Genomic DNA, 23172 nt, shown 5'->3' with positions numbered 1-23172 from the left:
CTTGATCTGGCCGAGGCCCTCCAAGAACAAGAAGAACGGAGCCGACGATGGTTTCCATCACCGCACCGACCCCGCCCGCACCGCCACCACGCGCCAAGAGTGGCGTTGTTCGCTGGGCGAAGATCCTCGGACGCGAGCTGACCACGGTCGCGATCACGATCTTCGGCCTGCTGCTGGTCACCTTCCTGATCGCGCGCGTCATGCCGATCGATCCGGTTCTCGCCGTGGTCGGCGATCGCGCGCCCGCCGACGTCTATGACAAGGCCAGGCTCGCGCTCGGCCTCGACAAGCCGTACTGGCAGCAGTTCGCGGTCTATATCGGCAAGGTCTTCACCGGCGATCTCGGCACCTCGGTGCTCACAGCGCAGAAGGTCACCGACGACATCAAGACGGTGTTTCCGGCGACGCTGGAGCTCGCGACGCTCGGCACGCTGATCGGCGTCGCGCTCGGCGTCCCGCTCGGCATCCTCGCCGCCGTCAACCAGGGCCGCTGGATCGACCAGATCGCCCGGGTGATCGGGCTGATCGGCTATTCGATCCCGGTGTTCTGGCTCGGCCTGATGGGGCTCCTGCTGTTCTACGCCAAGCTTGGCTGGGTCGCCGGTCCGGGCCGCCTCTCGGTCGCCTTCGAGGATTTCGTCACGCCGATGACCGGCATCGTCATGCTCGACGCCGCGATGCAGGGCGAATGGGAGGCAGTCGTCGACGCCTTCTGGCACCTGATCCTGCCGGCCTCCGTGCTCGGCCTGCTCTCGGTCGCCTATATCAGCCGCATGACCCGCAGCTTCATGATCACTGAGCTGCAGCAGCAATATGTCGTCGCGGCGCGGGTGAAGGGGCTGTCGGAATGGCGCGTCGTCTGCGGCCATGCGCTGGGCAACGCCCTTGTGCCGCTCGTCACCGTGATCGCGCTCTCCTACATGCACCTGCTCGAAGGCGCGGTGCTGACCGAGACGATCTTCGCCTGGCCCGGCCTCGGTCGCTACCTCACCAATGCGCTGCTCAACGCCGACATGAACGCGGTGCTCGGCGCCACGCTGGTGGTCGGCACCGTCTTCATCGCCATCAACCTGTTCTCCGACATCCTCGGCCGGCTGGCCGATCCGCGGGCGCGCTGAGGGAGATGGCCATGAGCGACCACGCTTCCTCCGCTCCCGTCACCTGGCATTCCTGGCTGACCACGACCTCGCCGGAATCGCGCCGGCAGGCCAAGCTCGGCCAACTCTACCGGCAATGGCTCGCCTTCAGGAAGAACCCGGCCGCCGTGGTCGGCCTCGTGATCGTGCTGGCCCTGCTGCTACTCGCGGCCTTCGCGCCGCTGATCGCGCAATACGATCCGCTGGCGCAGGCGCTCGACCAGCGCCTGCTGGCGCCCTCGGCCAAGCACTGGTTCGGCACCGATGCGCTCGGCCGCGACATCTTCAGCCGCATCGTCTACGGCACCCGCGTCACGCTGGTGATCGTCATGCTCGTGGTCATCACCGTCGGGCCGCTCGGCCTGCTGATCGGCTGCGCCGCCGGCTATTTCGGCGGCTGGGTCGACACTGTCTTGATGCGCATCACCGACGTGTTCCTCGCCTTTCCCCGTCTGGTGCTGGCGCTCGCCTTCGTCGCGGCGCTGGGGCCCGGACTGGAGAACGCCGTCATCGCCATCGCCTTCACGGCCTGGCCACCCTATGCCCGCGTCGCCCGCGCCGAGACGATGATCATCCGCAATGCCGACTACATCTCGGCGATGCGCCTGCAGGGCGCGAGCCAGATGCGGATCGTGCTCAAGCATGTCGTGCCGATGTGCGTGCCCTCACTGATCGTCCGTACCACCTACGACATGGCCGGCATCATCATCATCGCCGCTGGCCTCGGCTTCCTCGGTCTCGGCGCCCAGCCGCCGATCCCGGAATGGGGCGCGATGATCTCGACCGGCCGCGAGCAGATCTTTGACCAGTGGTGGGTCGCGACCTTCCCGGGCATCGCCATCTGCGTCGTCGCGCTCGGCTTCAACCTGCTCGGCGACGGGTTGCGCGACGTGCTGGATGCGAGGTGAGCGGCATGTCTGATCAAGCTCTGCTTGCGGTCGACGATCTGCGCGTCGACTTCCATACACCGACCGGCATCGTCAACGCGGTGCGCGGCCTCTCCTTCAGCCTTGGCCGCGAGCGACTGGGCATCGTCGGCGAATCCGGCTCCGGCAAGTCGATGACCGGCCGCGCCATCCTCGACCTGATCCCGCATCCCGGCGTGGTTACGGCCAAGCGCATGGAGTTCCGCGGCAAGGATTTGACGACGATGGACAAGGCGAGCCGCCGCAAACTGCGCGGCCGCCACATCTCCATGGTGATGCAGGACCCGAAGTTCTCGCTGAACCCGGTCCAGACCGTCGGCGACCAGATCGCCGAGGCCTATCGCGTGCACCACAAGGCGAGCGCGCGCGAGGCGAAGGAGCGCAGCCTCACCATGCTCGAGGCCGTGCAGATCCGCGAGCCCCAGCGCGTCTACGACCTCTATCCGCACGAGGTCTCCGGCGGGATGGGCCAGCGCGTGATGATCGCGATGATGCTGATCGCCGAGCCGGAGATCCTGATCGCCGACGAGCCGACCTCGGCGCTCGACGTCACCGTGCAATTGCAGGTGCTGAAGATCCTCGACGATCTCGTCACCAGCCGCGGCATGGGGCTGATCTTCATCAGCCATGATCTGCATCTGGTGAAGTCGTTCTGCGACCGCGTCATCGTCATGTATGGCGGCAAGGCGATGGAGACGCTGCCAGCGGGCGAGCTCGACAAAGCCCAGCATCCTTATACCCGCGGCCTGCTCGGCTGCCTGCCCGATCTCGACCATCCGCGCGAGAAGCTCGCCACCCTCAACCGCGACCCGGCATGGCTGGCATGAGCACGAACTTCGCGATCAACGTCGACAAGCTCAACGTCTCCTTCGGCGACTCGCATGTCGTGAAGGACCTCTCCTTCGCCGTCGAGCCGGGCGAGAGCTACGGCATCGTCGGCGAATCCGGCTCGGGCAAGTCGACCGTGCTGCGCGTGCTCGCCGGCCTCAACCGCGACTGGAGCGGCGAGGTCGACATTCTCGGCAGGCGCCAGCCCAAGATCCGCGACAAGGCCTTCTATCGCGCCGCCCAGATGGTCTTTCAGGACCCTTACGGTTCGCTGCACCCGAAGAAGACCGTCGACGACACCCTGGCCGAGCCGCTCGCCATCCACGGCATCCGCGACGCCGAGGCCAAGATCAGCCGGGCCATGCAGGATGTCGGCCTGCCGACCTCCTTCCGCTTCCGCTACCCGCACCAGCTCTCAGGCGGCCAGCGCCAGCGCGTCGCCATCGCGCGTGCGCTCGTCTTGGAGCCGACGATCCTGCTGCTCGACGAGCCGACCTCGGCGCTCGACGTCTCGATCCAGGCCGAGGTGCTGAACCTGCTGCAGGCGCTGCGCCATGAGCGCAAGCTGACCTATATCCTGGTCAGCCACGACCTCGCCGTGGTCGGCCATATGTGCGAGCGGCTCCTCGTCATGCAGTTCGGCCGCGGCGTCGAGGAGATGACGGCGGCAATGCTGGCCGCACGCATGCCTGAGACGGCCTATGCCCGCGAGCTGCTGCGTGCGAGCGAGGGGTTCCGGCGGGCGGGTTGACGTCCGGCATGCACCCAAAGCGTTTGGCAAGCTGCCGGCTTGGTCGCATTGTCGTCGCAGGATTCGGTTCGACTGGCGCGCTTTCCGATCGACCGGAATGGGGCGATCGACGAGAATTCGCGCCGACCTCGCGTCGGCCGATCAGGAGTATGCCGCCATGGACGCCATCGCCGAACGCCTGCTGAAGCCGGAGGCTGCGCCGGAGCGCACGCCGGTCCCGCCCTTCGACCTGGTGATCTTCGGCGCCGGTGGCGACCTTGCCCTGCGCAAGCTCTTCCCGGCGCTGGCCCAGCGCAACGAGGAGGGCGTGCTGCCGGAGGAGAGCCGCATCATCGGCATCGTCCGCAAGCAGGAGGATGTCGAGGGCATCCCCAACGAGATCGCCAGCAAGCTCGCCGCCGCCGGCCTGTCGCAGGAGCGCATCGCCGCCTTCCGCCGGCGCCTGACCATGGTGCTGCTCGATGCGGTGAAGCCGGAGACCTATGGCGCGCTGAAGGAAGCGCTCGGCGAGTCCCAGCGCGTGCGCTCCTTCTACCTCTCGACGCCGCCGGACCTGTTCATCCCGATCTGCGAGAACCTCGCCAGCTCCGGCATCCTGACGCCGACCTCGCGGGTGATCCTCGAGAAGCCGCTCGGCCGCGATCTCGCCTCGGCGCGCGAGATCAACGACGCCGTCGCCCGCATCCTGCCGGAGAGCCGGACCTACCGGATCGATCATTACCTCGGCAAGGAGACGGTGCAGAACCTCTTGGTGCTGCGCTTCGCCAACACGCTGTTCGAGCGCTCCTGGTCGAGCCGCGACATCGACAATGTCCAGATCACCGTGGCCGAGACGGTCGGGCTCGAATCCCGCGCCGGCTATTACGACAAGGCCGGGCATCTGCGCGACATGGTGCAGAACCATGTGCTGCAACTGCTCTGCCTGTTCGCGATCGAGCCGCCGAACCAGCTCGAGGCCGATGCGGTCCGCGACGAGAAGGTCAGGGTGCTGAAGGCGCTCAGGCCGATCGTCGGCCCCGACGTGCAGCGCATGACCGTGCGCGGCCAGTACGGACCGGGTGTGATCGACGGCCAGCGGGTCAAGGGCTATGCCGAGGAGCTCGGCCATGTCAGCGGCACCGAGACCTTCACCGCGATCCGCTGCGAGCTCGACACCTGGCGCTGGGCCGGCGTGCCGATCTTCCTGCGCACCGGCAAGCGCATGGCGCAGCGCTATTCCGAGATCGCCGTCACCTTCAAGCCGGTGCCGCATTCGATCTTCGGCCGTGCGCCGGGCTGCGAGGAGCTCTACGCCAACCGTCTGATCATCCGGCTCCAGCCCAATGACGGCGTCCAGCTCCAGCTGATGATGAAGGTGCCGGGCTCCGGCAAGCTCAAGGTCGTGCCGCGCCAGCTCGATCTGCGCTACGAGACCGCCTTCGACGTGCGCACGCCGGACGCCTATGAGCGCCTGCTCACCGACGTGATCCGCGGCGATCAGACCCTGTTCATGCGCCGCGACGAGGTCGAGCAGGCCTGGACCTGGATCGATCCGATCCTCGCCGGCTGGCAGGAATACTACCCGCAGCCGCATCGTTATGCCGCCGGCTCCTGGGGACCGTCGCAGGCGATCGGCCTGATCGAGCGCGAGGGCCGCTCCTGGGCCGATCCGGAGTTCAGCGAGTGAGCCCGGCCGGCCCGCTGATCCGCCACCGCTTCGAGACGCTGGCCGACGCCTCCGAGGCGCTGGCCGAGGCGGTCGCCATCCGGCTGCGCGCGCTCGTCGTGACGCAGGGCAGGGCGCTCATCGCCGTGCCCGGCGGGACGACGCCAGCGCGCTTCCTGGCCGCGCTCGGCGCGCATGAGCTGCCCTGGGACAGCATCACGCTGATGCCGACCGATGAGCGCTTTGTCGCCCCCGACGATCAGGCTTCGAACGAGCGCATGATCCGCGCAGCCTTCGCGCCGCTGCGCGATGGGCGAACCCCGTTCGTCTCCTTCCACAATGCCGGCGACGACCTCGCGGCAGCCGCCGCCAGCCTCGATCGCGTATTGAGGACGCTGCCGCCGCTCGACATCGTCGTCAGCGGCATGGGGGCGGACGGGCACATCGCCTCGCTCTTTCCCGGCGAGACGGCGGCGCTGGCCGCGCCAGCCTCCGTCCATGCGCTTGCCGCGAGCCCGCCCGACCTGCCGCCGCGGCTCTCGCTCTCGCCGGCAAGGCTGCACGGCGCCGGCCATGTCGTCCTGCTGATTTCGGGGCAGGAGAAGGACAGGGTTCTGGCCTCGGCGGTGGAATTGCCGGCGGCCTTCCCGGTCGGCCTGCTGCTCTCGCGCCCGCAGGGGCTCGACGTCTACTGGGCCAAGGCGTAAGCGAGGCGCGAAAGGAATTCTGCCGATGTCGATTGCTCCCGAGATCGCCCGCCTCAAGGCCTGCGGCGTCGTCCCCGTCGTCGTCATCGACGAGGCCGAGATCGCCGTGCCGCTGGCCGAAGCCCTGCTCGCCGGCGGCATCGACGTGATCGAGATCACCTTGCGCCGTCCGGCCGCGATGGCGGCGCTGGAGGTCGTGGCGAAGAAGGTGCCCGGCATCCTGCCCGTCGCCGGCACGGTGGTGACGCCGGCGCAGGCCGCCGAGGTCCATAATGCCGGCGCGCTCGCCGTGGTCAGCCCCGGTTTCACCGAGAGCGTCGACGAGGCCATGCGCAAGACCGGACTGCCCTGGCTGCCGGGCGTCGCCACGGCTTCCGACTGCATGCGCGCCGTCTCGGCCGGCCGTCTCACCTGCAAGTTCTTCCCGGCCGAGCAGGCCGGCGGTGTCGCCGGCCTCAAGGCGCTGTCGGGTCCGTTCCCGCAGATGCAGTTCTGCCCGACCGGCGGTGTCTCGCTCGCCAATCTCGGCAGCTACCTCGCCCTGTCGCAGGTGATCTGCGTCGGCGGCTCCTGGCTCGTCCCGGCCGACGCGGTAAAGAACCGCGACTGGGCGCAGGTGACGAAGCTCTCGCGGGAAGCGCGCGAGAAGGTCGCCGAGCTGCGCTGACCGTCATTGCGAGGAGCGCAGCGACGAAGCAATCCAGGGGCCGTTGAGCGAGCCCTTCTGGATTGCTTCGCTACGCTCGCAATGACGGATGTGTCGTACTCGGTCTCCTTTAGTCTTCGCTCCGCACCGCGCTCCAGGCGAGCTCCTGCGCATAGGTGCGGATGTCGGCGGGCCAGCCCGCCGCCTGCCGGAAGAAGCCGACCTCGTCATTGGCGAAGAGCGCGCGCGTCGCCTCCTCGAAGCCCGGCAGGTTGCCGGCGAGCGCGCTCATGACGCGATAGGCCGTCTCGCGGGCGATCCGCCCCTGCGTTTCGCCGCGATCGCCGCGCCGGGCTTCGTCGATCAGGTGCCTTAGCGCCTGCGAGGCGCCGCCGGGCTGCGCCGACAGCCACTCCCAATGCCGCGGCAGCAGCGTCACCTCGCGTGCGACCACGCCGAGCTTCGGCCGGCCGCGCCCACGGGCTTCGCCGCTGAGACGGGCCACGATCTCGGCTGGCGTGCCGCGCAGGTCGAGATCGATCACCCGGCCGCTCATGTCGTCGAAGGTCAGGAGCTGCGCTTCCGGGCGCTCGGACAGGCGCTGCCGTACGGCGAGGGCGACCTCGGCCAGACGGCCGCGGGCCAGGATGCTGTTGCCGTCGAAGGCGGTCGAAAGGCGGTCGGCGTCGGACATGGGCATTCCCTGAGTGATGCCAATAAAATACCCGGATAAAAATACTTGAGTCAATATTGCCCGGGTGATATTTGCGGCACCTCACAAAAGGAGGGCGCGATGCGTCACGAGGACAGGAAGGTCGCCGTCGCGGCCTATAAGGAGCGCAAGGTCGTCGCCGGCATCTATCTGCTGCGCTGTCTTGCGACCGGCGAGCGCTGGGCCGGGCAGGCGCCGGACCTATCGACGATCCAGAACCGCATCTGGTTCACGCTGCGCCATGGCAGCCATCGCGGGCGAAAGCTGCAGGCGGCCTGGACCACGCATGGCGAGGATGCCTTCGCCTTCGAGGAGATTGAGCGGCTCGACGAGAAGGCGCTGGAAGCCGGCCGCGAGCGCGTCATGAAGGCGCGGCTGGCGCATTGGTGCGCGGAGTTGGGGGCGGAGGCGGTGTGAAGGCCACATCGTCATGCTCGCCCTTGTGGCGAGCATCCACGTCTTGAACACCGCATTGCCCGAACGAAGACGTGGATGGTCGGGACAAGCCCGACCATGACGGGGAGGGCGTCAGGCTGCCAGCCGCTCCACCACCAGATCCGCGATCGCCAGCGAACTCGTCAGCCCGGGGCTCTCGATGCCGAGCAGGTTGACCAGCCCCGGCACGCCATGCACCGCCGGCCCGTCGATGCGGAAATCCACGATCGGCTCGGTCGGCCCATGCAGCTTCGGCCGGATGCCGGCATAGTCGGCGACGAGCGCGCCGTCCGGCAAGCCGGGCCAGTAGGTCCGGATCGCGGCGTAGAACTTCTCGGCGCGGGCGGGATCGACGACGAGGTCCTGGTCGTTCTCGACCCATTCGACATCGGGCCCGAACTTGACCCGGCCGGCCATGTCGATGGTGGCGTGGATGCCGAGGCCCGCCGCTTCCGGCACCGGATAGACCAGATGGCTGAAGGGTTGCTTGCCGAGCAGCGAGAAGTAGTTCCCCTTGGCGAAGTACTGCTTCGGCACGAGCTCGGCCGGAAAGCCGTCGAGCCTGCCGAGCAGGCGCGGCGCATTATGCCCGGCCGCGTTCACCACGGTGTTCGCGCTATAGGTCGCCGGGTCATCGCCACCGAAATCGACGCTGAAGCCATCCGCCTCGCGGCGCCAGGCCAGGATCGGCGTGTTCAGCGCCAGCGAGCCGCCGGCCGCCTCGCACTCGCCGAGCAGCGACAGCATCAGCGCATGGCTGTCGACCGTGCCGGTCTCGGGCGAGAGCAGGGCGATCTCGCAGGCCACCTCCGGCTCCAGCGCCTTTGCCCCGGCGGCATCGAGCCAGCGCACCGAGCTCACGCCCGAGGCTTCGGCACGCGCCGCGATCGTCTCCAGCGCCGGGCGCTGGCCGGCATGGGTGCCGACGATCAGCTTGCCGCAGGCCCGGTGCGGCAGGCCGCGCTCGCGCAGATAGGCGTAGAGACGCTGGCGCCCCTCGACGCAGACCCGCGCCTTCAGCGAGCCCGGCGGGTAGTAGATGCCGGCATGGATGACCTCGCTGTTGCGGGCCGAGGTCTGCGTGCCGATGCCGTCCGCGGCCTCGGCGATCACGACCTCGCGGCCGGCGAGCGCGAGCGCGCGCGCCGTCGCGAGGCCGACGACGCCGGCCCCGATCACCAGGCAGTCGATGTCGCTCATGCCGCGCGCTGCGGCATCGCCATCTCGACCAGGCTCGTCCAGTAGGTCATGCCGACCGGGATCGCCTTGTCGTTGAACTCATAGGCGGGGTGGTGCAGCCCGGCGGAGTCGCCATTGCCCATGAAGATGTAGGCACCCGGGCGCTCCTCGAGCATGAAGGAGAAATCCTCCGAGCCCATGGTCGGCGGCACCGTGGTGTCGATCGCCTCCTTGCCGAAGGCGCTCTTCGTCGCGCTGGTGACGAAGTCGGTCTGGCCGGCATGGTTGAAGGTGACGGGATAGCCGCGCTCATATTCGATGGCGACGCTGAGGCCGAAGGCCTGGCAGGTGCCGGTGACGATCTCGCGGAAGCGCTTCTCGGCGAGGTCGCGCATCTCCGGCGAGAGCGAGCGCACCGTGCCCTTGATCACGGCATGCTGCGGGATGACGTTGAAGGCTTCGCCCGCCTGCAGCGCCGTCACCGAGACGACGACGGAATCGAGCGGATCGGCATTGCGCGAGGCGATGGTCTGCAGCGAGGTGACGATCTGGCAGGCGGCGACCAGCGGGTCGATCGTCTCGTTCGGTTTGGCGGCGTGGCCGCCGCGGCCTTCGAGCTTGAGCAGGAAGCGGTCGGCCGCTGCCATCATCGGCCCCTTGCGGATGGCGAACTGGCCGATCGGCAGCCCGGGCATGTTGTGCAGGCCGTAGACCTCCTGCACGCCGAAGCGCTCCATCATGCCGTCGGCGCACATCTCGCGGCCACCGCCACCACCTTCTTCGGCTGGCTGGAAGATCACGATCGCGGTGCCGTCGAAATCGCGGGTCTGCGCCAGGTACTTGGCGGCGCCGAGCAGCATGGCTGTATGCCCGTCATGGCCGCAGGCGTGCATCTTGCCCGCCACGGTCGAGCGGTGCTCGAGATTGGTCTCCTCATGGATCGGCAGCGCGTCCATGTCGGCGCGCAGGCCGATGACCTTGCCGGAATCCTGACCCTTGCCCTTGATCACGCCGACGACGCCGGTGCGTCCGATCCCGGTGACGACCTCGTCGACGCCCCATTCCTTCAGCTTGTCGGCGACGATGCCGGCAGTGCGCTGCACGTCGAAGAGCAACTCGGGATGCTTGTGGAAGTCGCGGCGGATCGCGCTGATCTCGGGTTCGATCGCGGCGATGAGATCGGATTTGGGCATAGTGTCCTCGACAGGTCGCGGCTTTACAGGAAACGGGTTGCCAAGCGCGCAAGCTAGCCCGGAGCCGTGCATCCTGTCCAAGCCGATTGCGGCATGAGGGGTGGGAGACTGGCGAATGCGTTGTGGCCGGCTGTCCACATCGTGGTGAAAGGGTTAAGAGCGGCGGAGCCGGAGGACGTCGCTCCGGGCGATTCCGAGCTGACGAGTGCTGCGATGTCCGAGGCGAACACCATCCGCGATGTCACGATCCCGGAGCTGCCCAACCACTATCGCGGCAAGGTCCGCGAGAACTACGACCTGCCGGACGGGCGCCGGATCATCATCGCGACCGATCGCCTGTCAGCCTTCGACCGCGCCATCGCCTGCATTCCGTTCAAGGGCCAGGTGCTGACGCAGACGGCGCGCTTCTGCTTCGAGCAGACCGCCGACATCTGCCCCAACCACGTGCTCGACTATCCCGACCCGAATGTCGTGGTCGGCCAGCGGCTCGACATCCTCCCCGTGGAGATCGTGGTGCGCGGCTATCTCGCCGGCACCACCGGCACCTCGATCCTGACCATGTACAAGCAGGGCCAGCGCGAGATGTATGGCGCGCGCTTCCCCGACGGCCTGCGCGACAACGAGGCCTTGCCGCAGGCGATCATCACCCCGACCAGCAAGGCCTTCGACGGCGGTCATGACGAGCCGCTCTCGCCGGCGCAGATTCTGGAGCAAGGCCTGCTGACCCAGGCGCAATGGGAGACGCTGTCGGCCTATGCACTGGCGCTCTTTGCCCGCGGCCAGAAGCTCGCCGCCGAGCGCGGGCTGATCCTCGCCGACACCAAATACGAGTTCGGCACCGATGCCGAGGGCAGGATCATCCTGGCCGACGAGATTCACACGCCCGATTCGAGCCGCTACTGGTTCGCCGGCAGCTATCCCGAGCGCTTCGCGAAGGGCGAGAAGCCGGAGAGCTTCGACAAGGACTTCGTGCGCAACTGGGTGGCGGCGCGCTGCGATCCCTATAACGAGCCGATCCCCGCGATCCCGGACGAGCTGATCGAGCAGACCTCGCAGGTCTACATCAAGGCCTTCGAGACGATCACCGGCCAGACCTTCGTGCCGCCGGCGGCAGATGTGTCGCCGCTGGAGCGGATCAGACGCAATCTCGCGCGCTATTTCTGATCCGCAGAGGACCCGGGTCGGGGCCGTTGCGGGACAGCGTCAGAAGTCCATGCCGCCGCCCGGCATTGCTGGCGCGGCGTCCTTCTTCGGTGCCTCGACGATCAGCGCTTCGGTGGTGATCAGCAGGCCGGCGATCGAGGCTGCGTCCTGGAGGGCGGTGCGTACCACCTTGGCCGGGTCGATGACGCCGCCTGCGACGAGATCCTGATATTTGCCGGTCTGGGCGTTGTAGCCGAAGGCGTACTCCTTCGACTCCAGCAGCTTGCCGACCACGACCGAGCCGTCCTCGCCGGCATTCTCGATGATCTGCTTGGCCGGGGCCAGAAGCGCGCGGCGCACGATCTCGACGCCGGTCTTCTGGTCGGGATTGGCCGGCTTGACGTCGGCGAGCGCCTTCAGCGCCCTGAGCAGGGCGATGCCGCCGCCCGGCAGGATGCCCTCTTCCACCGCGGCGCGGGTGGCGTGCATCGCATCGTCGACGCGGTCCTTCTTCTCCTTGACCTCGACCTCGGTCGCGCCGCCGACGCGGATGACCGCGACGCCGCCGGCGAGCTTGGCCAGACGTTCCTGCAGCTTCTCACGGTCGTAGTCCGAGGAGGTCTCCTCGATCTGCGCTTTGATCTGCGCGACACGGGCCTGGATTTCGTCCTTCCCGCCGGCGCCGTCAACGATCGTGGTCGCCTCCTTCTCGATCGTCACGGTCTTGGCGCGGCCAAGCATGGCGAGCGTCACGGTATCGAGCTTGATGCCGAGGTCTTCCGAGATCATCTGGCCGGCGGTCAGGATCGCGATATCCTCGAGCATGGCCTTGCGGCGGTCACCGAAGCCAGGAGCCTTGACGGCCGCGACCTTCAGGCCGCCGCGGAGCTTGTTGACGACGAGCGTGGCCAGAGCCTCGCCCTCGACGTCCTCGGCGATGATCAGCAGCGGCTTGCCGGTCTGCACGACGGCCTCGAGGATCGGCAGCATCGCCTGCAGCGACGACAGCTTCTTCTCGAAGACGAGGATGTAGGGATCCTCGAGCTCGGCGACCATCTTCTCGGCATTGGTGATGAAGTAGGGCGAGAGATAGCCGCGGTCGAACTGCATGCCCTTGACGACATCGAGCTCGATCGACAGCGATTTCGCTTCCTCGACGGTGATGACGCCCTCGTTGCCGACCTTCTTCATCGCAGCGGCGATCATTTTCCCGATCTCGCTGTCGCCATTGGCCGAGATCGTGCCGACCTGCGCGACTTCCGCGTTCGAGGTGACCTTTTTCGCGTTCTTCTTGAGGTCCGCTACCGCGGCCTCGACGGCCAGGTCGATGCCGCGCTTCAGGTCCATCGGGTTCATGCCGGCGGCGACGGCCTTGGTGCCCTCGCGGACGATCGCATGGGCGAGGACCGTGGCGGTGGTGGTGCCGTCACCGGCGGCGTCATGCTGTTTCGAGGCGACTTCGCGCACCATCTGGGCGCCCATGTTCTCGAACCTGTCGGCGAGCTCGATCTCCCTGGCGACGGCGACGCCGTCCTTGGTGATGCGCGGAGCGCCGAACGATTTCTCGATCACGACGTTGCGGCCCTTCGGACCCAGCGTGACCTTCACGGCATTGGCGAGGACCTCGACGCCGCGCAGCATCTTCTCCCGGGCCTCAGACGAAAATCGCAGTTCCTTGGCAGCCATGATTCGATCCTCCTGGTCGTCCTTGGATGGCGCAGCATTCGTTCAGGGTTGAGCCCCGGAACCAGCCGTCTTGCGTCGTCGGGGCGGTGTCAGCGTTCCTGATCTCCTTGCCGTCAGTGCGCTTGCGAGCCCGAGCACATGGTGCCCGACATGCGCGCAAGCGCCCCGAGGAGCTGCTCCCGGGGGAATATGCGGCTTGCCGCCGCTCAGGCCCGGAAGAGTGATGGTGCTCGTCTCAGTAAGGTGCTAAGATACTGGAAATGTTAAGAAACGGCAACGATGTACGTTGTCGCCCGTCGACTTGGCGCCCGACCTTTCGCCAGTTGTCACGGAGCAGATAATGGCCTCTTCCGACTTCGCGCGCCAGCTCGCCGGCTATGGCCTGACCACCGCCGATATTCTCTACCGCCTGCCGGACCATCCCTCGATCCTGCAGGAGTATATCTGGCAGGACTACGATCTGGCGCCGTCCTTCCCCGAGCTCAACCGCTTCCTCGCCTTCTGGCAGCGATCGCTCGACGGCAAGCTCTTCCGCGTCATCGTCAGCCATCGCAGCCTGATCGGCCCGGCGGACCTGCGGACGGTTTCCGGCGAGTTCAGGCTGCAGTGACGAGCCTCACTCCGGCTGGATCCCCGCCGCCTTGACGATGTCGGCCCATTTCCTGATCTCGATGGGAACGAAGGCCTTGAGCTCGTCCGGCGTGCTGCCTTCGGGCTCGATGCCGGCGGCGAGCAGGCGCTCCTGCGTCGCCTTGTCGTTGAGCGCGGCGGTGAAGGCCTGGTTGAGCTTCTCGATCACCGGCCGTGGCGTCTTCGCTGGCGTGAAGGCGGCGAACCAGGCGGCGAGGTCGTAACCGGGAACGCCGGCCTCGGCCATGGTCGGCAGCTCGGGCGCGAGCGGGCTGCGCCTGGCGGTCGAGACGGCGAGCCCGTTCACCTTGCCGGCCTTGATCTGCGGCAGCGTGGTCGAGATGTCGGCGAAGACGAGCGAGATCTGGCCGCCGAGCAGGTCGGTGATCGCCTGCGGGTTGCTGCGATAGGGCACATAGGTGAGGTCGAGCCCGGCGAGCGATTTCAGCATCTCGCCGGCGATGCGCGACGAGCTCGAGCCGGCGCCGAAGGTGAGCTTGCCGGGATTGGCCTTGGCGTAGGCGACGAGTTCGCCCACCGTCTTGGCCGGGACCGACTGGTGTGTCGCCAGGGCCAGCGTGATCGTGCCGAGCTTGCCGACCGGCTCGTAGTCCTTGACCGCGTCATAGGGCACGTTCTTGAGCAGGCTCTGATTGGCGCCATGCGTGGTGTTGGTGGTGATCAGCAGCGTGTGGCCGTCGGCATCGGCTCGGGCCACGTTCTGGGCGGCAATGATGCCGCTGGCACCGGGCAGGTTCTCGATCACGACCGGCTTGCCAAGGCTCCTCGACAGATGTTCGCCGAGGATGCGCGCCAGCGCGTCGGTGGCGCTGCCGGCGGCGAAGGGCACGACGAATTTCAGGTTCTTGCTGGGGAAGTCCTGCGCCGCGGCCGGTAGCGCCAAACCGGCTGCGATCATGGCTGCGCTCGACAGCAGCCAACGCCTCGTCTTCATCATCTCCTCCTCCCTTGTTTCGGATCGTTGTCTGAAAGCTTCGGTGCCCGCGTCAGGCACCCGGAATGTCGAGATCAAGCAGGGCCGAGCTCAGGCTCTTGCCGTGCGTGTCGAGGATGAGCGAGCGGGTAACGCCGCCGCCGAGCGCCTGGCGCATCACGAAGTTCAGGGCACCCAGGCTCGGGATCTCGTAGCGGACGACCTCGCCGGCGACGAGCGCGCCGAAATGCGCCTTGACGCGTGCCGCCGTGACCTCCCTCGCCAGCCGATCGTAGTCGGCCGGGTCGAAGGCGATCAGTGAAATGCTGGAGGTGTCGCCCTTGTCGCCGGTGCGGGCATGGGCGATCTGGCGCAGCTTCATCTCAGCTCTCCAGCATGTGCACTGTCGGCGCGACCTGCGTGCGCGGCAGATAGGTCGAGAGCACGCCGAGCACTTCGCGAACTGAGGTGGTGACGCCGCCGCCGCCGGCCGGGCCGTTGGTATAGAGCGTCTCGACCTCGCGCCCGATCCGCTCGGCCTCGCCGCGGTTCGCCGTGCGCCCGGCGACGCGGGCGCGCACTTCATAAGGTTCGTGGCTGCCATTGGCCGAGAGCGCTGCGCCGTGCAGTGCGTCGACGCCGATCAGGTCGAAACGGAGTTCGCTCGTCTCGACGCCGGTCAGCGCCAGCCGCTCGCGCACGATCGCGAGCGCGAGCTCACCGCGGGCCTTCGCGCCCGGTCCGGCATAGGAGATCTGCCCCTCGCCGGTGAAGCCCTCGGCGACGCCGAGCGAGACCTTCAGCCGTTCCGGCCGCGGCTGGCCGCTCGCGCCCTCGACCAGCACCCGGTCCGGGCCGATCTGCGCGACGCGGACCTGCGAGAAGTCGGCGGTGACGTCGGGGGTGAGATAGCGGGCCGGGTCGTGCAGCTCGTAGAGGATCTGCTCCTTGCAGGTCGCGGTCGTCACCTGCCCACCCGAGCCCTCGACCTTGGTGATGACGACGCTGCCATCTTCCGATACTTCCCCGATCGGGAAGCCGAGCCGGGCTAGGCCCGTGATATCCTTGACGCCGGGATCGGCGAAATAGCCGCCGGTCACCTGTCCGGCGCATTCGAGCAGATGGCCGATCAGCGTCGCCTGGCCGAGCCGGTGCCAATCGTCGAAGGACCAGCCGAAGGCGTGGACGAGCGGCCCGGCGAAGAGCGAGGGGTCGGCGGCACGGCCGGTTATGACAATGTCGGCGCCTGCGGCCAGCGCCGCCGCGATTGGTTCTGCGCCGATATAGGCATTGGCGGAGATCAGGCTCTCGCCGAGCGCGGACACCGGCGCGCCGCCCTCTTCGATCGCGAGCTCACTGCCGGCGATCGCCGCGAGCACATCGTCGCCTGTCACGGCAGCGATCCTGAGACCGGGAAAGCCGAGAGCGCGGGCGATGCCGGCGGCGGCCTCGGCCGCAGCCAGCGGATTGGCCGCGCCCATATTGGTGACGATCCGCGTGCCGGCATGCCGGCAGGGCGCGAGCACGGCCCGGAGCCGTTCGCCAAGCAGCGGGTCGAAGCCGGCGGCCGGGTTCTGGCGCCGGGCCTGCTGCGTCAGGGCGATGGTGCGCTCGGCCAGGCATTCGAAGACCAGGTAGTCGAGCGCGCCCTTCTCGGCGAGTTCGAGCGCCGGCTCGATCCTGTCGCCGGCGTAACCTGCTCCTGCACCGATCCGCAGCGTTTTCATGCGCCCTCCCGTGCGGATATCAGGAGCAGGCTTAGATTGATTAAACAATTGAAATTATTGGATATCAGTAATAGAATAATGCTATGAATCTCGATGTCAGGCAGTTGCGCGCCTTCGTCACCATCGCCAACAGCGGCAGCTTCACTCGCGCTGCGGCCAGCCTGAACCTGTCGCAGCCGGCGCTCACCGTTCAGATCCGCAAGCTCGAGGAGGCGCTGGGCGTGCGCCTGTTCGACCGCAATACCCGCGTCGTGGCGCTGACCCGTAACGGCGCCGAGCTGCTGCCGACGCTCGGCCGCATCCTGCGCGATCTCGACGGCGTGCTCGCCGAGACGCGCCAGCTTGCGACCATGCAGCGCGGGATCGTACGGCTCGCCGTGCTGCCATCCTTCGCCTCGGGCGTGCTGCCCGAAGTGATCGCCGCGTTCAGGACGCGCCATCCCGGCATCGACTTCAGCATCCGCGACGTGATCGCGAGTGGCGTCGCCGCGCTGGTCGCCAGCGGAGAAGCCGATCTCGGCCTGACCGGTGGGGCCGTCTCGAACCCTGACCTCGAAACCCTGCTGCACGGGGCCGACCGGATGCACGCGGTCTATCCGCAGGATCACCCGCTCGCGCGCCGGGCCAAGGTTGGAATCGCCGACCTCGCGGCGCATCCCTTGGTCCTGATGGATGCGGCGACCAGCGTCCGGCAGGTGGTCGACGCCGCCTTCGCCGAGGCGGGTGTCACGGCGCACGTCGGCGCGGAGGTGACCTATATGTCGAGCGCGGTTGGCATGGTGCGCGCCGGCCTCGGCGTCGCCATCCTGCCCGGTTCGGCCATGGAGGTCAGGGCCGAGCCCAGCCTGCGCTCGCAGCCGATCGACGGCGAGCGCTTCGCGCGCCCGATTGCAGTGGTGAAGCGGCGCGGGCGGACCTTGCCGCCGGCGAGCGAGCGCTTCCTGGCCGAGCTCGAACGCGTGCTCGCGACAGCGTGACCTCCGCAACCGGGAGGGCCCGCCGGGGCCGCCTTGGAACAGCCAAAGTGCGCGCGCGTTGATGTTCGACCGACCTTGTCTCGAATGGGAGGCCGCCATGCGCCGCCTGATCGTTCTCGCCGCATCTCTTGCTCCCCTGCTGGCCTTCACCGCCAGTGATGTCTCGGCCCAGGCTTTGAGTGGCGGCGTTGGCCCTGGCGGCGCCCGCGCGATCGGCGGAGGCCGGGCTCTGTCCGGTGGCGGCTTCGGCGGCGGCTATCGCGGCGGCATCGGCGCGGGCGGCTATGGCTACCGGGGCGGCGCTGGCTGGGGCTATCGAGCCAATCGCTGGTATGGCGGCGGCTATGGTGGCTATTACGGGCGCCCGGCCTATTGGCGGCGCGGCTATTACGGCGGCGGCTGGGGCTGGGGGGCTGGTGCCCTGGCAGCAGGCACCGTCCTGGGCGCGGCGGCTGCCTACCCCTATTATTACGGTGATCCCTACTATTACGGCTCGCCCTATTATTATCGCCGGCCGTATTACGCCGAGCCCTACTACGCCGCTCCGGTGTCCTCGGGCGTCGGCGACTACTGCCAGACGCCCGTGCGAACCTGCCAGCTGATCAATCCGTCCGATCTCGGCGCCGGCTGCTCCTGCCGCGTCGCCGGCGGGCGGGCTCGCGGCACGGTCATCCCGTAGCCGACATGCGAGGCGGAAGGAGGCGCCGGCTTCGGCGCTTCCTCCCGCGATCGGCCCTTAGACTCCGAATTCCTGCCGCCAGCGCTCGATGTCGTCGAGCGCGACGTTCGAGCCGCACAGCACCAGCGCGATACGCTCGCCCGGCTTGAACTGGTCCTTGCGCGCCATGGCGGCCGCGACCGTGCAGGACGCTGCGGGTTCGAGCAGGACGCGCCCGTTCTGCAGCACCCAGACCAGCTCGCGCACGGCTTCGGCATCGGGCACGACCACGATCTCCTCGAGGAACTGGCGCGCCGCCGCCATGGTCCGCTCGGTCGCGAAGGGCGCTCCGAGCGTGCGGGCGATCGAGGTCGGGCGGATCGGCACCGGCTTTCCGGCTTCGAGCGCCTGCGTCATCGTCGTCGCGCCCTCGGTCTCGACGCCATGGATGCGCACCGCCGGGTCGAGCCCCTTGAGGGCCGCGCCGACGCCGGCCGAGAAACCGCCGCCGCCGATCGAGATGAAGACATGGTCGATCCGCCCGCCGGCATCGGCCGCGAGCTCGAGGCCGACCGTGCCGTGGCCGGCGATGATCGCCGGGTCGTCATAGGAATGGACATGGGTCATGCCCTTGCCCTCGTACTCCTCCGCCTTGGAGAAGGCGGCGAGCGCATCCTCGCAGAGTTCGACCTCGCCGCCCGCTTCCTGCGTCAGGCGGATATTGAGCGGGGCGACGTTCTTCGGCATCAGCACCAGCGCCCTGATGCCGAGCATGCTCGCGACCAGCGAGACGGCGATGGCGTGGTTGCCGCCGGAGACGGTGACGACGCCGCGCGCCCGCTCGGCCTCGGAGAGGCCCAGCAGCTTGTTGTAGCAGCCGCGGACCTTGAACGAGCCGGCGAGCTGCAGGCTCTCGACCTTGACCACCGTCTCGACGCCGAGCCGGGCCGAGAGGCCGGCGCTGAGGAAGGTCGGCGTGCGCCGGACCTTGCCGGCGATGCGGGTGGCGGCGGCCTGGATATCGGCGAGGGTGACGTCGAAGGGCATGGCGGACTCACGAGGAAGCTTTGCTTGGCCGGCACATGAGCGCGCCGGGCGCAGCCCGGTCAAGCGCGCAGAACCGATTGACGACAGGCAATGCCAGCGTAGCCTGCCGGCACGGTTCATGCCTGTCGGCGGTTATTGGAGATTTTTACCCGTGCGTTATTCACCCAAGGAGATGCTGGCCAAGCTGGTGTCGTTCAACACCGAGTCCTGGCGCAGCAATCTCGAGCTGATCCATTTCTGCCGCGACTACCTCGCTGCGCATGGCGTCGAGAGCACGATCGTGCCGAGCCCGGACGGCGAGAAGGCCAATCTCTACGCCACCGTCGGCCCCAAGGTCGAAGGCGGCATCGTCCTTTCCGGCCATACCGACGTCGTCCCGGTCGAGGGCCAGGACTGGAGCTCCGATCCGTGGACACTGACCGAGCGCGACGGCAAGCTCTATGGCCGCGGCTCCTGCGACATGAAGGGCTTCGATGCGATCGCGCTGGCGCTGGTCCCGGAGATGCTGGCGGCAGGCTTGAAGCGGCCCTTCCACATCGCGCTTTCCTATGACGAGGAGGTCGGCTGCATCGGCGCCGCGATCATGATCGATGCGATGTCCGAGGCGGGCCTGAAGCCCTCGGCTGTGATCGTCGGCGAGCCCTCGATGATGCAGGTCGTCACCGGCCACAAGGGCGGCACCCGGATGAAGACGACGGTGCGCGGCCATGCCGTGCATTCGAGCCGCGTCGATATCGGCGTGCCCGCGGTGATGGTCGCCGGCAAGCTGATCGCCTGGCATGACGACGTCATGGCGCAGAACAAGGCGAATGCGCAGCCCGGCATCGCGTTCGAGCCGCCCTATTCGACGCTGCATGTCGGCGTCGTCGCCGGCGGTACGGCGGTCAACATCACCGCTGAGCACGCCAGCTTCAGCCATGAGGTCCGCGTCATGCCCGGCGACGATACCGATTATGTCGCGCGCTATCGCGCCAAGATCGCCGAGCTGGAGGGGCCGATGAAGGCGATTGCGCCCGAGACCGGCATCACCATGGAGATCACCTCCCAGACGCCGCCGCTGGCGCCGGAGAAGGAGGGGATGGCCGAGACGCTGTCGCGTCGCATCACCGGCGACAATGCCAGCCATGTCGTCGCCTATGGCACCGAGGGCGGCCTGTTCCAGGCGGCGGGCTGGTCGACCGTGGTCTGCGGACCCGGCGACATCGCCCAGGCGCACCAGCCGGACGAGTTCCTCACCGTGGCCCAGCTCGATGCCGGGACGGCCTTCGTCCGCGCATTGATCGCGGAACTGGCCCGCTGACCCGCGCAGGGCGGGGCGCTTCATTGCGAGCGTTTGCCCCGCCCTTCGCAGCTTCGTGCGTCACATTAGTTAGATTCGCAACAAAGTTCGATCTGGAACGAAGTCGATCGGACGCACTGGACGCGGGCTTCGAACCGTCATTAATCTGCCGCCTTCGTCGGCGTGCCGCCAAAATAAGCAGGCAGCCGGCACCGCTCCTGGGGAGGAGTGGTTTCTACCAACCGGGAGCAGTCTCAGATGTCGTTCAAGACCCATTGCCTGGCAGCCGTGGCAGCCCTGGCCTTGATGTGCGGGGCTGGACAAGCCCAGACGCTGCGATACGCCAATCAGGGCGAACTCAAGTCACTCGACCCCTACACCGTCAACGAGACCACGACGAACGCCCATCTCGGCCATCCCTATGAGGGCCTGACGGCGCGCGGCAAGGATCTCAAGATCGAGCCGGCCCTCGCCGAGAAGTGGGAAATCTCGGATGACGGCCTGAAATGGCGCTTCTATCTGCGCAAGGGCGTCAAGTTCCACGACGGCTCGGATTTCACCGCCGATGACGTGATCTTCTCGGCCGAGCGCGTCCGCGCCACGGGTTCGAACTTCACCACCCGCATCCCGACCAGCGCCAAGTTCGTCAAGGTCGACGACCACACGGTCGATGTCGTTCTGACCGCGCCGAACCCGATCCTGAACGCGCAGTGGGACACCTGGTACATCATGTCGAAGAAGTGGGCGGAGGCGAACAACGCCGTCGCCCCGACCCCGGCAGCTGCGACCACGCCGAGCCACGCCTCGCTCAACGCCAACGGCACCGGCCCCTACAAGATCGAGAGCCATCAGCCGGGCGTGAAGACCGTCTTCAAGCTCAACGAGAACTACTGGAAGAAGATCGAGGGCAACATCAAGGAGATCGTCTTCACGCCGATCTCCTCGGACGCGACCCGCGTCGCCGCGCTGCTCTCCGGCGAGGTCGACGTGATCGAGCCGGTTCCGATCCAGGACATCCAGCGCGTCAACGCCTCCGGCAACGCCCAGGTCCTGACCGGCCCTGAGCTGCGCACCATCTTCCTCGGCTTCGACCAGACCCGCGACGAGCTGCTCGAATCGAGCGTCAAGGGCAAGAATCCCTTCAAGGATCCGAAGGTTCGCCAGGCCTTCTACCAGGCGATCGACATCGAGACGATCAAGAGCCGCGTCATGCGCGGGCTCTCGACCCCGTCGCCGCTGATGATCGCGCCGGAGCTCTATCCGCATGCCGGCTTCACCCGCGCCAAGTTCGACACCGAGGCCGCCAAGAAGCTGCTCGCCGAGGCCGGCTATCCGCAGGGCTTCGAGCTCGGCATGGACTGCCCGAACGACCGCTACGTCAATGACGGCCAGATCTGCCAGGCCGTGGTCGGCATGCTCGCCCGCATCGGCGTCAAGGTGAACCTCAACGCCCAGCCCAAGGCGCAGTACTTCGCCAAGGTGCTGAAGCCGGGCGGCTACAAGACCTCGTTCTACCTGCTCGGCTGGACCCCCGGCACCTTCGACAGCCACAATGTCCTCTATGACATCCTCGGCTGCCGCGATGTCGCCGGCTCCTCGCGCGGCGAGTCGAACCTCGGCAATTACTGCAACAAGAAGGTCGACGAGCTGACCGACAAGATCCTGGTCGAGTCGGACACCGCCAAGCGCAACGCCATGATCGGCGAGGCCTACAAGATGACCGTCGACGAGTTCTCCTACATTCCGCTGCACCAGCAGGCCCTGGCCTGGGGTGTGTCGAAGAAGGTGAAGCTCGCCCAGCGCGCCGACAATTCGGTGCTGCTCTACTACGCCACCAAGGAGCAGTGAGGGCCTGAAGGGCGCGTAGGCGAGGAGCCCACGCGCCCTTTCTCTATCCGCTGCCTGGACGCCGTCCCGTATGGGGCGGCCTCGGATTCCTTGTAAGGGCGATCATGCTCGCATTTGTCCTGCGTCGGCTGTTCCAGTCGCTGATCGTGATGCTCGCGGTCGCGCTCATCGCCTTCGCCATGTTCCGCTTCGTCGGCGATCCGGTGAACCAGATGGTCGGTGTCGACACGCCGCAGGAGCAGGTCGCCCAGCTGCGCCAGACGCTCGGCCTCGACGAGCCGGTGGTCGCCCAGTTCGCGCGCTACATCTACAACGCCGCCCGGCTCGAATTCGGCGTGTCCTACCAGTTCCGCCTGCCGGTGATCTCGCTGCTCGGCGAGCGCGCCCCGGCGACGCTGGAGCTCGCCTTCATGTCGGCGCTGTTCTCGCTGCTGGTCGGCATCCCCATGGGCGTCTACACGGCGCTGCGCCGCGACAGCTGGCTGGCGAAGATCTTCCAGACGGTCTCGCTGGTCGGCATCAGCCTGCCGACCTTCCTGATCGGCATCCTCCTGATCTACCTGTTCTCGGTGACGCTCGGCTGGCTGCCCTCCTTCGGGCGCGGCGAGGTCGTCAAGCTCGGCAACTGGTGGACCACCGGTCTCCTGACCGCCTCGGGCTGGAAGGCGCTGATCCTGCCCTCGATCACGCTCGGCCTGTTCCAGATGACGCTGATCATGCGCCTCGTACGGGCCGAGATGCTCGAGGTGCTGCGCACCGACTACATCAAGTTCGCCCGCGCCCGCGGCCTGAAGACCCGCGCCATCCATTTCGGCCATGCGCTGAAGAACACGCTGGTGCCGGTCATCACCATCGCCGGCCTGCAGCTCGGCTCGATCATCGCCTTCGCCATCATCACCGAGACGGTGTTCCAGTGGCCGGGGATGGGCCTGCTCTTCCTCAAGGCGGTGCAGCAGGTCGATATCCCGATCATGGCCGCCTACCTCATGTTGATCTCCTTCCTGTTCGTCAGCATCAACCTGATCGTCGACCTGCTCTACGCACTGGTCGATCCGCGCCTGCGCGCGACGATCGGGGCGCATTGA

At 67.5% G+C, this 23172-nt stretch carries 23 protein-coding genes; 15 read left to right on the top strand and 8 right to left on the bottom strand.

The window, feature by feature from the left end; translation table 11 throughout:
* Positions 1–47 precede the first annotated feature (47 nt).
* From ACWIGM_RS13910 to eda, 7 genes are all read left to right on the top strand, one after another.
* On the top strand, positions 48–1118 hold the full coding sequence (locus tag ACWIGM_RS13910; protein ID WP_454026511.1) for an ABC transporter permease: 1071 nt from the start codon (positions 48–50) through the stop codon (positions 1116–1118).
* Positions 1119–1129: 11 nt separating this feature from the next.
* A complete protein-coding gene (gene nikC / locus ACWIGM_RS13905) occupies positions 1130–2044 on the top strand; it encodes a nickel transporter permease (RefSeq protein WP_454026510.1) in 915 nt (304 codons plus the stop codon).
* Between the two features lie 5 nt (positions 2045–2049).
* Positions 2050–2889 (top strand): ABC transporter ATP-binding protein, encoded by an 840-nt coding sequence (locus ACWIGM_RS13900; protein ID WP_454026509.1) that lies wholly within the window; start codon positions 2050–2052, stop codon positions 2887–2889.
* Complete coding sequence (locus ACWIGM_RS13895) at positions 2886–3641, top strand: ABC transporter ATP-binding protein (RefSeq protein ID WP_454026508.1); 756 nt, start codon at positions 2886–2888, stop codon at positions 3639–3641. The genes ACWIGM_RS13900 and ACWIGM_RS13895 overlap by 4 nt, the downstream gene beginning before the upstream one ends.
* Before the next feature lie 157 nt (positions 3642–3798).
* Positions 3799–5307 (top strand): glucose-6-phosphate dehydrogenase, encoded by a 1509-nt coding sequence (gene zwf / locus ACWIGM_RS13890; RefSeq protein ID WP_454026507.1) that lies wholly within the window; start codon positions 3799–3801, stop codon positions 5305–5307.
* A complete protein-coding gene (pgl, locus tag ACWIGM_RS13885; protein WP_454026506.1) occupies positions 5304–5993 on the top strand; it encodes a 6-phosphogluconolactonase in 690 nt (229 codons plus the stop codon). Before zwf ends, pgl begins: the two co-directional genes overlap by 4 nt.
* 25 nt (positions 5994–6018) lie before the next feature.
* On the top strand, positions 6019–6660 hold the full coding sequence (gene eda, locus ACWIGM_RS13880; protein WP_454026505.1) for a bifunctional 4-hydroxy-2-oxoglutarate aldolase/2-dehydro-3-deoxy-phosphogluconate aldolase: 642 nt from the start codon (positions 6019–6021) through the stop codon (positions 6658–6660).
* Positions 6661–6769: 109 nt separating this feature from the next.
* On the opposite strand, the gene ACWIGM_RS13875 is transcribed toward eda, so the two are convergent.
* Positions 6770–7339: a DUF2239 family protein gene (locus ACWIGM_RS13875; RefSeq protein WP_454026504.1), complete on the bottom strand. Its 570-nt coding sequence runs from the start codon at positions 7337–7339 to the stop codon at positions 6770–6772.
* A 93-nt stretch (positions 7340–7432) separates the two neighbouring features.
* Here ACWIGM_RS13875 and ACWIGM_RS13870 point away from each other — a divergent pair, with 93 nt between their 5' ends.
* Positions 7433–7768, top strand: coding sequence for a GIY-YIG nuclease family protein (locus ACWIGM_RS13870; RefSeq protein ID WP_454026503.1), 336 nt, complete (start codon positions 7433–7435; stop codon positions 7766–7768).
* Between the two features lie 111 nt (positions 7769–7879).
* On the opposite strand, the gene ACWIGM_RS13865 is transcribed toward ACWIGM_RS13870, so the two are convergent.
* Positions 7880–8986, bottom strand: a complete 1107-nt coding sequence (locus ACWIGM_RS13865; RefSeq protein WP_454026502.1) for an NAD(P)/FAD-dependent oxidoreductase — start codon at positions 8984–8986, stop codon at positions 7880–7882.
* Positions 8983–10158, bottom strand: coding sequence for a M20 aminoacylase family protein (locus ACWIGM_RS13860; RefSeq protein WP_454026501.1), 1176 nt, complete (start codon positions 10156–10158; stop codon positions 8983–8985). Before ACWIGM_RS13860 ends, ACWIGM_RS13865 begins: the two co-directional genes overlap by 4 nt.
* Before the next feature lie 213 nt (positions 10159–10371).
* On the opposite strand from ACWIGM_RS13860, the gene ACWIGM_RS13855 reads away from it, so the two are divergent.
* On the top strand, positions 10372–11322 hold the full coding sequence (locus ACWIGM_RS13855) for a phosphoribosylaminoimidazolesuccinocarboxamide synthase (protein ID WP_454026500.1): 951 nt from the start codon (positions 10372–10374) through the stop codon (positions 11320–11322).
* Positions 11323–11361: 39 nt separating this feature from the next.
* Here the strand turns inward: ACWIGM_RS13855 and groL are convergent, their stop codons facing one another.
* On the bottom strand, positions 11362–12987 hold the full coding sequence (groL, locus tag ACWIGM_RS13850; protein WP_454026499.1) for a chaperonin GroEL: 1626 nt from the start codon (positions 12985–12987) through the stop codon (positions 11362–11364).
* Positions 12988–13327: 340 nt separating this feature from the next.
* Here groL and ACWIGM_RS13845 point away from each other — a divergent pair, with 340 nt between their 5' ends.
* Positions 13328–13597: an usg protein gene (locus ACWIGM_RS13845; RefSeq protein WP_454026498.1), complete on the top strand. Its 270-nt coding sequence runs from the start codon at positions 13328–13330 to the stop codon at positions 13595–13597.
* A 6-nt stretch (positions 13598–13603) separates the two neighbouring features.
* Here the strand turns inward: ACWIGM_RS13845 and ACWIGM_RS13840 are convergent, their stop codons facing one another.
* From ACWIGM_RS13840 to ACWIGM_RS13830, 3 genes are read right to left on the bottom strand one after another with little or no spacing between them, the layout of a single operon-like run.
* Entirely contained in the window at positions 13604–14572 is a 969-nt protein-coding gene (locus tag ACWIGM_RS13840; protein WP_454026497.1) for a Bug family tripartite tricarboxylate transporter substrate binding protein, read from the bottom strand.
* A 52-nt stretch (positions 14573–14624) separates the two neighbouring features.
* Complete coding sequence (locus ACWIGM_RS13835; RefSeq protein WP_454026496.1) at positions 14625–14933, bottom strand: AtuA-related protein; 309 nt, start codon at positions 14931–14933, stop codon at positions 14625–14627.
* Position 14934: 1 nt separating this feature from the next.
* The gene (locus tag ACWIGM_RS13830) at positions 14935–16278 is read right to left on the bottom strand and encodes an acyclic terpene utilization AtuA family protein (RefSeq protein WP_454026495.1); all 1344 of its coding nucleotides are present in this window, start codon (positions 16276–16278) and stop codon (positions 14935–14937) included.
* A gap of 83 nt (positions 16279–16361) precedes the next feature.
* On the opposite strand from ACWIGM_RS13830, the gene ACWIGM_RS13825 reads away from it, so the two are divergent.
* A complete protein-coding gene (locus tag ACWIGM_RS13825; RefSeq protein ID WP_454026494.1) occupies positions 16362–17255 on the top strand; it encodes a LysR family transcriptional regulator in 894 nt (297 codons plus the stop codon).
* Between the two features lie 97 nt (positions 17256–17352).
* The gene (locus tag ACWIGM_RS13820) at positions 17353–17934 is read left to right on the top strand and encodes a hypothetical protein (RefSeq protein ID WP_454026493.1); all 582 of its coding nucleotides are present in this window, start codon (positions 17353–17355) and stop codon (positions 17932–17934) included.
* Between the two features lie 57 nt (positions 17935–17991).
* Here ACWIGM_RS13820 and ACWIGM_RS13815 read toward each other — a convergent pair whose 3' ends face one another.
* Positions 17992–18960, bottom strand: a complete 969-nt coding sequence (locus tag ACWIGM_RS13815) for a threonine ammonia-lyase (protein ID WP_454026492.1) — start codon at positions 18958–18960, stop codon at positions 17992–17994.
* Between the two features lie 151 nt (positions 18961–19111).
* Here ACWIGM_RS13815 and argE point away from each other — a divergent pair, with 151 nt between their 5' ends.
* The 3 genes from argE (at position 19112) to ACWIGM_RS13800 (ending at position 23172) form a co-directional block, all read left to right on the top strand.
* Positions 19112–20260, top strand: coding sequence for an acetylornithine deacetylase (argE, locus tag ACWIGM_RS13810; protein WP_454026491.1), 1149 nt, complete (start codon positions 19112–19114; stop codon positions 20258–20260).
* 237 nt (positions 20261–20497) lie between these two features.
* On the top strand, positions 20498–22087 hold the full coding sequence (locus ACWIGM_RS13805) for an ABC transporter substrate-binding protein (RefSeq protein ID WP_454026490.1): 1590 nt from the start codon (positions 20498–20500) through the stop codon (positions 22085–22087).
* A gap of 104 nt (positions 22088–22191) precedes the next feature.
* Positions 22192–23172, top strand: a complete 981-nt coding sequence (locus ACWIGM_RS13800; RefSeq protein WP_454026489.1) for an ABC transporter permease — start codon at positions 22192–22194, stop codon at positions 23170–23172.

The organism is Allobosea sp. NPDC055332 (genome assembly GCF_053645455.1).
This window is presented reverse-complemented; position numbering and strand designations above follow the sequence as displayed.